This window comes from Photobacterium andalusiense, assembly GCF_900185625.1.
GTDB classification, from domain to species: domain Bacteria; phylum Pseudomonadota; class Gammaproteobacteria; order Enterobacterales; family Vibrionaceae; genus Photobacterium; species Photobacterium aquimaris.
In genome coordinates, this window is record NZ_FYAJ01000001.1 from 395,510 (window position 1) to 407,998 (window position 12,489).

At 37.1% G+C, this 12,489-nt stretch carries 10 protein-coding genes; 5 read left to right on the plus strand and 5 right to left on the minus strand.

Going from position 1 to position 12,489, the window contains the following annotated elements:
• Positions 1–134 precede the first annotated feature (134 nt).
• The gene (ubiG, locus tag PAND9192_RS01845; protein ID WP_087852305.1) at positions 135–845 is read right to left on the minus strand and encodes a bifunctional 2-polyprenyl-6-hydroxyphenol methylase/3-demethylubiquinol 3-O-methyltransferase UbiG; all 711 of its coding nucleotides are present in this window, start codon (positions 843–845) and stop codon (positions 135–137) included.
• A 162-nt stretch (positions 846–1,007) separates the two neighbouring features.
• On the minus strand, positions 1,008–1,178 hold the full coding sequence (locus PAND9192_RS20615) for a hypothetical protein (RefSeq protein WP_159458194.1): 171 nt from the start codon (positions 1,176–1,178) through the stop codon (positions 1,008–1,010).
• Positions 1,179–1,637: 459 nt separating this feature from the next.
• Between PAND9192_RS20615 and gyrA the strand changes: the two genes are divergently transcribed.
• The 4 genes from gyrA to PAND9192_RS01865 all read left to right on the plus strand — a co-directional run bounded on the left by gyrA (position 1,638) and on the right by PAND9192_RS01865 (position 8,680).
• Positions 1,638–4,304, plus strand: a complete 2,667-nt coding sequence (gyrA, locus tag PAND9192_RS01850; protein WP_087852306.1) for a DNA topoisomerase (ATP-hydrolyzing) subunit A — start codon at positions 1,638–1,640, stop codon at positions 4,302–4,304.
• A gap of 267 nt (positions 4,305–4,571) precedes the next feature.
• A complete protein-coding gene (gene serC, locus PAND9192_RS01855; protein ID WP_087852307.1) occupies positions 4,572–5,654 on the plus strand; it encodes a 3-phosphoserine/phosphohydroxythreonine transaminase in 1,083 nt (360 codons plus the stop codon).
• 160 nt (positions 5,655–5,814) lie between these two features.
• Positions 5,815–7,854 carry an EAL domain-containing protein gene (locus PAND9192_RS01860; protein ID WP_087852308.1) on the plus strand — a complete coding sequence of 680 codons (2,040 nt, stop codon included), beginning with the start codon at positions 5,815–5,817 and terminating at the stop codon, positions 7,852–7,854.
• Positions 7,855–7,954: 100 nt separating this feature from the next.
• A complete protein-coding gene (locus PAND9192_RS01865) occupies positions 7,955–8,680 on the plus strand; it encodes a sulfite exporter TauE/SafE family protein (protein ID WP_087852309.1) in 726 nt (241 codons plus the stop codon).
• 59 nt (positions 8,681–8,739) lie between these two features.
• On the opposite strand, the gene PAND9192_RS01870 is transcribed toward PAND9192_RS01865, so the two are convergent.
• The 3 genes from PAND9192_RS01870 to PAND9192_RS01880 are packed head-to-tail and all read right to left on the minus strand — an operon-like array spanning position 8,740 to position 11,170.
• Positions 8,740–9,264, minus strand: coding sequence for a lipocalin family protein (locus tag PAND9192_RS01870; protein WP_087852310.1), 525 nt, complete (start codon positions 9,262–9,264; stop codon positions 8,740–8,742).
• Positions 9,265–9,279: 15 nt separating this feature from the next.
• The gene (locus PAND9192_RS01875; protein WP_087852311.1) at positions 9,280–10,530 is read right to left on the minus strand and encodes a sensor histidine kinase; all 1,251 of its coding nucleotides are present in this window, start codon (positions 10,528–10,530) and stop codon (positions 9,280–9,282) included.
• Positions 10,499–11,170 (minus strand): response regulator transcription factor, encoded by a 672-nt coding sequence (locus PAND9192_RS01880; protein ID WP_087852312.1) that lies wholly within the window; start codon positions 11,168–11,170, stop codon positions 10,499–10,501. The genes PAND9192_RS01875 and PAND9192_RS01880 overlap by 32 nt, the downstream gene beginning before the upstream one ends.
• Before the next feature lie 101 nt (positions 11,171–11,271).
• Here PAND9192_RS01880 and PAND9192_RS01885 point away from each other — a divergent pair, with 101 nt between their 5' ends.
• Positions 11,272–12,450, plus strand: coding sequence for a DUF5666 domain-containing protein (locus PAND9192_RS01885; RefSeq protein WP_087852313.1), 1,179 nt, complete (start codon positions 11,272–11,274; stop codon positions 12,448–12,450).
• Positions 12,451–12,489 lie beyond the last annotated feature (39 nt).

Consider the following 12,489-nt stretch of genomic DNA (forward strand, 5'->3'; position numbering starts at 1 on the left):
ACTAAAGAAAGTGTTAATAGCCCTTGATCTTATTGGTTTTTTTTGATTTAAAAATGTGAAATAGAATTGAGTTTGTTAGCAGTATGTAGCTAAAGGAGATAACGTCATCTCCTTTAATATTCGTTTTAGGTTGACTACAATGGCTTGATGGTATGAACGATATAATTCACATCAACGTTATTACCCAGACTATAGCTGTTGGTGAGCGGATTGTAGTGAAGTCCAATAATGTGACGATCTTGTAGCGGTGTGCGATCAATCATGGCCATTAATTCGGATGGACGAATGAATTTTTGATGGTCATGTGTTCCTTTGGGGACTAACTTCATGACATATTCAGCACCAACGATGGCAAATAAATACGATTTAATATTACGATTCAATGTTGAGAAGAAAACATGACCGCCAGGTTTAACCATTTTGGCACATGCAGCAATCACTGATGCAGGATCAGGAACATGCTCTAGCATTTCCATACATGTGACGACATCGTAAGTTTGATAGTGATGTTCTGCATGTTCTTCTGCTGTAGATTGAACATAATCAAGTTTAGTACCGGTCTCTAAAGCATGTAATTTTGCCACCATTAGCGGCTCTTTTCCCATATCAAGGCCTGTAACATGCGCCCCTTCAATTGCCATACTTTCGGCTAAAATGCCACCACCACAACCAACATCAAGTACTTTTTTGTCAAATAAGCCATTAGCATTATCAATGATGTAATTTAAGCGTAACGGATTAATTTGATGAAGTGGTTTAAATTCGCCTTCTAGATCCCACCAATGTGAGGCTATTTGTTCAAATTTTTCGATTTCTGCAAGGTCAACATTGCGTGATTTGGTCATGTTTGTGGGGCCATTTTCCTTAATTGATGCTCACTATTATGCGAAATAAAGCGCTAGTTGCAAAGGATAACTGTGATAAACGCTGATTGATAAAAAGGATATTGATAATAACAAAAGCATATGGTCGCCAAGTACAATTGTGCTACTTGGCGAAATGAAGTATTACTCATTAAAACTATTTATTGCGGTTGGAATAAGTTCTGGTGTGAACATACCACCAAACAAAGTGGTAATAGCAAGAATGAGCATTAAGATATATTTACCAATAATGATTGATAGACCAATCGTGTTAATAGCTGCACCCATTACTTTATCCTCAGTAAGTTTATGCATTAACAAGCTCGGAATGTTTAATTTAACACTGAGGTTATTTTAAACATCAATGTATTCGCTATTGTGAAATATGTCCGTTACCGCAATAGCAAATAGTTTATATAGTGTGTTCAATTATGATGATTGATAAATGGTCAAATGTCGCATTTTTGATTTTATTTTGTTAATTTTAAGCCATTCCACCTATAAAACTGTGTTACATCTTATTTTTACAAATGGTTACACACTCTGTAGGTTAAAGAGAGTAGTTTAGGTGGTCAGTATAATGAGCAATAAATAAACAGTGGAGTGCGGTTAATCCACAGATGTGACGATGTTTGTTTCTGTTTTCTTTAAATTCCGCTAAATTACTCATAACATAAGTCGTGAAAGGTGGTCTATTTAGGCTGAAATATGCTATATTATTGCACCTTGCACGTATAAAAATACGACAGAAATTACCTGAGGGATATTGGCTCCATGAGCGATCTTGCAAAAGAGATCACGCCCATAAATATTGAAGAGGAGCTGAAAAGCTCTTATCTCGACTATGCGATGTCAGTTATCGTTGGTCGTGCTCTTCCTGATGTGCGTGATGGCCTTAAGCCTGTGCACCGCCGCGTTTTATTCGCGATGAATGTGCTAGGCAATGACTGGAATAAAGCATATAAGAAATCTGCCCGTGTGGTAGGTGATGTTATCGGTAAGTATCACCCACATGGTGATAGTGCTGTATACGATACTATTGTACGTATGGCACAACCGTTCTCACTGCGCTACATGCTCGTAGATGGTCAAGGTAACTTCGGTTCAATCGATGGCGACTCTGCCGCTGCGATGCGTTATACCGAAGTCCGTATGTCTAAAATTGCCCATGAATTATTGGCTGACTTAGACAAAGAAACGGTTGATTACGTTCCTAACTATGATGGAACCGAGCAAATACCAGCAGTTTTACCAACAAAGATCCCTAACTTATTAGTGAACGGTTCTTCTGGTATTGCGGTTGGTATGGCAACGAATATACCACCCCATAACCTTGGCGAAGTGATTAACGGCTGTTTAGCGTATATCAATGATGAGAGCATCACTATTGATCAGCTAATGGAATATATTCCAGGCCCTGACTTCCCAACAGCTGCAATGATCAATGGCCGTAAAGGTATCGTTGACGCTTATCATACTGGTCGCGGTAAAGTTTACATGCGTGCCAAAGCTGAAATCGAAACTGAAAAGAATGGTCGCGAAACCATTATTGTTCATGAGATTCCATACCAAGTTAACAAAGCGCGCTTAATTGAAAAAATTGCCGAGCTTGTTAAAGATAAGAAAGTTGAAGGTATTAGTGCACTACGCGATGAGTCGGATAAAGACGGCATGCGTATTGTTATTGAATGTAAGCGTGATGCGGTTGGTGAAGTTGTTTTAAACAATCTTTATGCTCAAACTCAATTACAAACCACATTTGGTATCAACATGGTTGCGCTTGATAATGGCCAACCTAAGATCTTTAACCTAAAAGAAATGATTAAGTGCTTCGTTAATCACCGCCGTGAAGTGGTGACACGTCGTACTATTTACGAATTGCGCAAAGCGCGTGATCGTGCTCATATTCTTGAAGGCCTTGCTCTTGCACTAGCGAATATTGATGAAATCATTGAATTAATTCGCCAAACAAATACACCAGCAGAAGCTAAAGCAGCTTTAGTTGCTCGTGGTTGGCAGTTAGGTAACGTTGCAGCAATGCTTGAGCGTGCTGGTACTGATGCTGCGCGTCCAGATTGGCTAGAAGAGCAGTTTGGTATTCGTGATAATCAATACTATTTAACTGAGCAACAAGCGCAAGCTATTCTTGACCTGCGCTTACATAAGTTGACTGGTCTTGAGCACGGCAAAATTCTTGAAGAATATAAACAACTTCTTGAAGAAATCGCTGAACTAATGTTCATTCTATCAAGCTCTGAGCGTTTGATGGAAGTGATCCGTGAAGAATTAGAGCTAGTGAAAGAACAGTTTAACGATGAACGTCGTACTGAAATCACAGCAGCAAGTAATGACATCGATTTAGAAGATCTGATCACTAAAGAAGACGTTGTTGTTACGCTTTCTCACGAAGGTTATGTTAAGTACCAAGTTCTGAGCGACTACGAAGCACAACGTCGTGGCGGTAAAGGTAAAGCAGCAACGCGCATGAAGGAAGAAGACTTCATTGAACGCTTGTTGGTTGCTAATACCCATGACACGATTCTATGTTTCTCTAGCCGCGGTCGTATGTACTGGCTGAAGGTATACCAATTACCATTAGCAAGCCGTACTGCACGTGGTAAGCCAATTGTGAATATTCTACCGCTTGAAGAAAATGAGCGTATTACCGCTATTCTTCCTGTACGTGAATACACTGAAGATAAGTTTGTCTTCATGGCAACAGCTGATGGTACTGTTAAGAAAACACCATTAACTGACTTTAGTCGTCCTCGTAGTGCCGGTATTATTGCGGTTAACCTACGTGAAGGCGATTCATTGATCGGTGTTGACGTAACTGACGGCGATTGCGATATCATGCTGTTCTCAGCATTTGGTAAAGTAGTACGTTTCTACGAAAGCCCTGTGATTGATGCTGAAGGCAACGCGAAAGGCGGTGTTCGTGGCATGGGTCGTACAGCAGCTGGTGTTCGTGGTATCAAACTTGCTGAAGGCGATAAAGTTGTTTCGTTAATTGTTCCACACAATGAAGGCGATATTCTTACAGTTACTGAAAATGGTTACGGTAAGCGTACTGAACTTGCAGAGTACCCGGCGAAGAGCCGTGCAACGCAAGGTGTGGTATCAATTAAAGTCTCTGAGCGTAACGGTAGCGTAGTTGGTGCTGTTCAAGCTGAAGAGGGCGATGAGTTTATGATGATCACTAACGGTGGCACACTGGTTCGTACTCGTGTTGCTGAAGTTAGTCGTGTTGGTCGTAATACTCAAGGTGTGACACTTATTCGTACTGCTGAAGACGAAAAAGTTGTTGGCCTACAACGTATTGATGAGCCTGCTGAAGTAGAATTATTTGAAGATGCAGAATTAGTTGATGGTGAAACTGTTGAAAATACAGAACAACCAGCAGCAGATGCAGAATCAGGTGATTCAACTGAGCAAGAATAAGCCTGATAGTGCTTTATTCTAAATAAAACGCAGCCATTGAGCTGCGTTTTTTTTATCTTAATATTTGTAAGCTAAGGAATCTTTAATTAAACCTTTAAAGTTGTGCAATAAAGGTGTAAAAATAAATAAATGATCTCTATCACAATGTTGAGATTTATTGTTAATGTCTGTTTTGTAATGCTAAAAGCAGTATCATTTATGGTGCTATTAGCTTTATGAAGTAGTCATTTTTTATTTTGTAACTCGAGCAGGAGCAAGTACAACATTATGGATAAGGTTTATAACTTTTGTGCCGGTCCGGCAATGATCCCCGCTGACGTGATGGCTCAAGCCCAGCAAGAATTAATTGATTGGCAGGGTTTAGGCACTTCCGTTATGGAAATAAGCCATCGTAGTAAAGAATTTCTTGCGGTTGCCGCTCAGTCAGAACAAGATTTACGTGATTTACTAAATATACCCGCTAATTACCATGTGTTGTTCTGTCATGGCGGTGCGCGAGGCCAGTTTGCTGCTGTTCCGCTCAATTTATTGGGGGATGCTGTAACTGCTGATTATATGGATGGCGGTTTTTGGGCTCATAGTGCTATTGAAGAAGCATCGAAATATTGTCAACCAAACAGTATTGATATTACGTGCATTAAAGACGGTAAAAAGGCTATTTTACCTGCTAGTGAGTGGGCGCTTTCAGACAATGCGGCTTTTGTGCATTTTTGTCCTAATGAAACCATTGATGGCATTGAAATCCGTGACTTACCTATTACCGATAAACCTATTGTCGCTGATATGTCTTCAACTATTTTATCGCGTCAAATTGATGTGTCTAAATATGGCGTAATTTATGCGGGTGCTCAAAAAAATATTGGCCCAGCGGGATTAACGATTGTTATTGTGCGTGATGACTTACTAGGTAAAGCAAAATCAATATTACCAAGTATTCTAGATTATACCGTCTTAGTTGATAAAGAATCGATGTTTAATACTCCACCTACCTTTGCATGGTATTTAGCTGGGGAAGTGTTTAAATGGCTTAAAAGGGTTGGTGGTGTTGCTGCAATGGAGCAGCGTAATTTAGCAAAAGCAAAATTATTGTATGATTTTATCGATCATTCTGATTTTTACATTAATGACGTCCACGCAGATAACCGTTCAGTGATGAATGTACCATTCCAATTGAAAAACCCTGAACTTGATAATGTATTTTTAGATCAAGCAGAAAAAGCAGGGTTAAAAGCATTGAAAGGACATCGTGTTGTGGGTGGTATGCGTGCCTCTATTTATAATGCGATGCCACTTGAAGGTGTACAAGCGTTAGTAGACTTTATGCTAATGTTTGAAAAAAATAACGCCTAATACCAGAAAGGTTTTCATTTTCATTAATAAAAATACACACTACGAGTGTGTATTTTTTTATAAAAAAGTATATGAATAATATCTAGTTACAATGTTTTTGATTGAGCATTACTATTTGCTATATATAATCTAGAATCTATTTCTATTGTTATGTGAATTTATGCGTAAGTGCTCAGTATTAAAATCATACTATAACGAATATGTTCGTGATATTTCGGTGGTATTTTTATTATTACTGCCTCTAATTATTTGTAATGCAATTACGTTATTTGTTGGTCATGCTTTTAATTGGATTCAATTTAGTGATTTAGCCAATATCTTCTTTTATTTATCTAATTTATTAATTGGTATCTATCCGATAGCATTATGTTTAATTACTAGTTACTATATCGCTACAAAACATGGCGTAAATGCAATGGTGGTTGTACCATATTCACTATTACTCTTCATTGCAGTATCAGTGCCTAATGCATTAGTATCAGCACAGACGGGATTACCTAATAATCCGTTGATTGCCTTACTAGCAGCGATGATCTCTGCAATCTGCTGTATTTCTTTTCGTCTTTTTCCATTAGACCCGTCTCGAATTGACTTTGTAAGTACGCTTTATAAACATGTATTACACTTTTTTTGTTTTCTTCTGTTAACTGTTTGTTTGGCTAAATTCACCACTATTATTATCGACTTAAGTAAAGAAGTTCGACATGATATATCCCTTAATCCATTGACATTTTATGGTGGTTTAGCCTATCAATTTTTTTTAGGGTTATTAGGGGCTATTGGTATAAATGGGCATAATTTTCTATTTAGAGCAAAACAGCAATTATTTGAAAATACTCAGCAAAATATTGTAGATTGGCAAGCTGGAGACGCTGCTTTAAATATTCTTGGGCAGGGTTTTTATGATGCTTTTTTATCGATGGGTGGTTCAGGGAATACCATAAGCTTATTACTTTGCGTGTTATTATTTTCAAAAGAAAGACGGCATATTACATTAGCGTTATCAGCATTGCCGCTAGTTATTTTTAATATAAATGAACTATTGCTATTTGGTTTACCTATTATTTTTAATCCTATATTAATTGTACCTTTTGTGGTGGTACCGTTAGTGAGTTTTGTGGTTGTGTATAGTGCAATGACGATTGGATTGGTAAATCCAGTGAGTACTATTGTTGATTGGATGACGCCTCCATTTATTAGTGGCTATATTGCTACCCAGCATAGTTTTTCTGGTGTGGTATTACAGCTGGTGGTAGTTATTATTGGTATTGCTATTTATCGACCATTTTACCTTCATTTCGTCGGCCGAAGCGAAAGTAATAATATGGCAATAAGTCGACAACATGAACTAGGCCGTAGCACATTAAAATCATTTTTAGGTGATGTTACCCAAGCAATGAGTAGCTATGTAAGTAAGCATGATATTAGTCGTCGTGTAAGTCGAATGTTGAGTCACGGTGAATTTGTAATGCATTATCAACCACAAATTCATTTGAAGAATAAGCTTGGTTTATCCTTTGAATCACTGATACGTTATAAAGGTCCTGATGGAAAACTATTGCCGCCATTATTTATTCAAGATTTTCAGCAATTAGGTGCGATGAAACAGCTTGATCAAATGGTGATTGATTTAGTGTTGGTTGATATGCAAAAAATGTTATTAACACCCAATTGTAAAGTCGCTATTAATATATCAACGGAAACGATTTCAGATAAACATGTGGTCGCATATATTGTTGAACGTTTAAGCTTTTATAATATTTCACCATTACATTTAGAAATAGAGATCACAGAAGAAGCTATCATTGATAATGATAAACAAGTTTCTGAAAATATAGCGGTATTGCAAGCGTTAGGTATAACAATTGCTATTGATGATTTTGGTTCAGGCTATGCTTCTTTTCCACATTTACTCAAGTTTAACTTTGATAAAGTTAAGTTAGATCGTTCATTATTATTTAATATTGACAATGAACGAGAGAAAAATTTATATCAATTATTAGCCAAAATTAGTGAAGTGACAGGTTGTGTTTTGGTTGCAGAAGGTGTTGAAAATCAAGCTGAAAAGCAATTTGTGCAACAGTGCGGTATTGATATCTGCCAAGGTTTTTATTTTGCTAAGCCGATGCCACTTAATGATGCGTTAATGTGGGCGAAAACAGTTGCAACTACGCAATATAGCGATGATATTTCTGTGTGATTTTTGAAATATAATATTTCATTTGTTTAGTATCGTTTTTACTTTATGGGTGGAAATAAAGAGTAGGATCACTAACACTCTTTCACGATATAAGAATGTTATGGATCCACTTATCTTTTTTGTTTGTTTATTGGTTTTTATTGGTGGATGTTTTATCCAAAGTACGCTTGGATTTGGTATGGGAGTTGTTGCCGGGCCATTTATTCTTTTGCTTGAGCCACGGTTAATGCCGAGTGCAATTGTTGTTATCGGCATGTTTATGTCTGCAATTGTGTGGTACCAGTATCGGCATGCCTTATCGCTGCGGTTTTTAATTTTTGCTTTTCTAGGGAGATTACCGGGAACACTTATTGCTGCTTATGTTCTAATGGTGATTACTACTGATCAATTAGAAATCATGCTGGGAGTCACAGTGTTAGCGGCTGTAATATTAAGTTTAGCAAAATTACGTTTAGCGCCAACCTCAGTTAATTTGTTTATTGGCGGTTTAATTTCAGGTGTAACCGGTACAGCAACCGGTATTGGCGGTCCACCCGTTGCTTTATTGATGCAGAATGAAGAGCCAGAAGCTATTCGGGCTAATTTAGCAGCTTTTTTCTGTTTAACCAGTATTATTTCATTGATTGCATTGCATTATTCTGGACGGTTTACGATGGCTGATTTTGCCAGTATCGTTTGGCTGTTACCTGCACCTATTATTGCGAGTATTATTGCGTATCGTGTTCGACATAAAATTAAAAAGCAGATGATGCAATACGGTGTATTAGTATTATGTTCTTTATCTGCTGTGGTTTCATTATCACAAGGTTTACATATTTTTAGTTAGAACAATAACAGCTTATATTGCTCACTAAGCTGTTATTGAACGAATAAAAAGTAATGGCATTATTGTTGAGGGTAAATTAATTTTTTGGTATCAAACCCCACTTGTTGAGCGAGGGTAAGATATTTATTAAGTACCTTTGGTGAGAGGGTTTTGTCGCGCGCTAAAATCCATAAATAGTCATAATTATAGCTGCTCACTAATGCTGCAGAATAATCCTTTTCAAGCGCAAAGATAATATAGCTGCCATAAAAGGGCCCAAAGAAGGACACCTTTAGATGGCCAATATTGGGCTGTTCGACAAATTTTGCTTTGCCCTGTGCTTGCTGCCATTGCTGGTCGGTAATATTAAAGCCACGATTAATCACTTTAATACTCTTGTCTGGATTTAAACTATAAGTGGCCGTTACCTGATCTAAACCGCGTTCAAAGCTATGATCTAATCTTGCTATTTCGTACCATTGGCCTAAATAGCGATTTACATCAAAATGTATAATAGGTTCAACGTTATTAGGCTTACCAGTTGTACAGCCAGTTAGTAAACTAAAGCAACAGATACAATAAAACCATTTGATATAAGTAGGCATCCATTATTCCTTAACTTATGATTGTGGATATAAAAAAGTAACCTCAGCGGTAAAAGTAACCTCATTATCACTAATAGTGAATGGCCATTGCATACGCTCACAAATACGTTGCACAATAACTAATCCACACCCATAACCTTGGTTATAAATCTCATTACCATCATGGCGATTGATGATCGTTAAGTGATTATGGGTCAATTTTATTTCTATATCTCCAATACTGTAGCTAAATGCATTTTTGATTAGATTGTTAATAATAATAGTAATAAAACTGAGTGGCGCATTAATTGTTGCGGCATGATTAATTTCAAGATAGTAGCTTGCATCTTGTTTAGCAAATAAAGGTTCCATGATCACTAATTGCTGATGAAGCTGATCGGCTAGATTACATTGGCAAAAATGATGGTTTTCAATCGATTCTTTACCTAATAATAGAAAAGTTTCAGTTAGGATCCGCATATCATCACTAGCTTGCTGTAATCGATTAATGGCTTTTTTAGCGACATTTGGCTGATTGGGGATTTTATTCAGTAAATCTGCCGAGCCTTGAATAATCATGATTGGTGTACGTAGTTCGTGGGATGCAAAACGGCTAAATTCTTTTTCACGTTGAAAAAATCTAGCTATATTATTTTTACTATCAAGTAATGCTTGTTCGATTTCACGTGTTTCACTGTATTGTGTTTCAACCTCAAAAGAGGCTTGATCCGGTGGCATTTGTCGAATTTTCTGATCTATTTTCGCTAATGGTTGCGATAAAGAACGTACAAAATAAAAGCTATACCCACCCATAATTAGCGATAGTAATAACCCAAAAATAAACGTGAAATAGTGAAGACTATCTTCATAATCATCAAGGTAATCATCAGCATCATCTTGATAGATGACATACATTAACCCTCTTCCTGATGGATGATCAAACACTAAAAAATGTTTATCCTCAGTGCCGCGAAGATGCTCAAAAAAACCGGGTTGATTATATTTTTTTAGCCAATTTGGTAATGATTTTTCACTCCAGTAACTTTTAAACTCACTGTTATTAGGCAGAGGAGCGTTATCACCCATTTCTTTATAGTCGATAACATATTGGCTTGATTCTTTGTCTAACCAATGATGAAGGCTAATCACTTCTAATTGGTTTTCTGCGATATAAATAACAACCCAGAATAGAACAAACATGCCAAATGTCATTAATCCAAAGCTTAAACCGACTTTACGGTAAATACTGGGAAAATTATGCTTCTTTGATGCGGTAACCTTGTCCATGAATCGTCTCTAATCGTGAAGCGGCAAAATCTTTATCAATCGCATTTCGTAACCCATAGATATGGCTGCGCAGGGCATCACTAGATGGGGACTCCTCGCCCCAAACAGCATCTATTACTTGCTGACGACTAACAATGTTGGGGGCATGATGCAGTAATACTTTGAGTATTTTAAATTGAATACGACTTAACTTGATGATTTTCCCATTGCGACTGACTTCATCACTGCGGTTATTCATTATGATATCAGCGAATTTTAATAGGCCAATATCTTGTCTTGGGCCTCTATTCGCTAAAGCATATAAGCGTAAGCATAGCTCTTCCATTGCAAACGGTTTTAATAAGTAATCATCACCACCGGCCTTAAATGCAGCAACTTTGTCTTCAAGAGTATCTTTAGCGGTTAAGAACAAAATTGGAGTACCACAATAAAGATCATTACGGATTTTTTGAACTGCAGCAATACCATCTATTTTAGGCATCATGATATCCATGATGATAACGTCATAATGGTTATTTTCAATAAAAGTGAGTGCTGCTTGGCCATGATAAGCACAATCAGCAGTTATACCTTCTAGCTCTAAGTAATCAGCAATCGTTTCAACAATCTGATGATTATCATCAACAATAAGAATTTTCATCTTTTCTATTTCGCTCTTCACGAATACTTCACGTTTGGGGCAGTAGTATACGCGCCAATAAAACAATATTCATAATTTGTGTATTAAAAAGGTTTGTATTCATGAAGAAAATCACATTAGCTACATTGATTGGTCTCGTTCTTACTGGTTGTGGCGGGGGTGGCGGTGATGATAGTACTGCACCTCAACCACCTATTGAGACAAAGCCTCAGTTGGTAATGGGTACGATTGACCGTATTGACCCTGTTAATAATGAAATAACAGTCAATGGAATACCATACCAAGTTAATGATGTTGAATACGCAAATAAACCGTTAGCAGATGGTATTGCACTATTACAGCCTCAGATGATGGTTGAATTAACTGCATTAACTAAGTCAAATGTAACGGTGAGTATAGAACCGACAATGGTTGGTATAGCTAGTGATATCACAGCTAATACATTTGTCGTAAATGGTGTTACGTTAAATTATAAAGTAAATCCAGAGTTAGTTGGTGAATGGGTGATGGTGTCGTCATTACCTGTTGTGACAGAATTAGGTCTTGGTTATAAAGTTTTATCTGTAATTAAAATTGAAAAAGATGATTTTGGTAATCGTTATGAGCTTGAAGGGCGTTTAACTAATTTCAATTTAGAATCGTCAACATTTAAAATTGGTGCTAGCACGTTAGTTAATTTTACTAAGGCTGCTAATTTTGGAGAAATTGAATGTGGTGATGATCGAAAAGGTATTCAATGTTTAATTGATGCTGATAAACAATGGGTTGAAGTTAGCGGTGAAATGTTAGATGGCGTTTTTATGGCTGATGAAGTTGAGATTGACAGTGATGATGCTGAAGGACAAGAAGTTGAAATTGAGGGTATTATTACTGATATAAATTCAGATAAAACCAAGTTTACCCTTAATGCTCGAAATCAATTTACCGTTAATCATCAAACAAAAATTGAATATAACGATCAATATGTAGATAAAAGCAGACTTGCAATAGGCTCATTTATTGAAGTTGAAGCGTTAAATGGCGTTGCTCAAGAGATCGAGTTAGACAGTGATGATAGTAACGTTTCTGATTTACGTGAATTTGAATACAAAGGTATTGCATCAAGTATTGGTGATAAAGGGACCTTTACGGTAAATGGAAATCTGATCCATATTGATACTCATACTGAGTTTGATGATGGTTTAAATGAGTATAATATTGATAATCAGCTGGTTGAAGTTGAAGGTGTGATCATTAACGGTAACAACGTTGCGCGTGAAATCGAGCGTGAAGACGACTAACTAAACCGTAATCATTGCTACAAAAGCGCCTAGTACTGA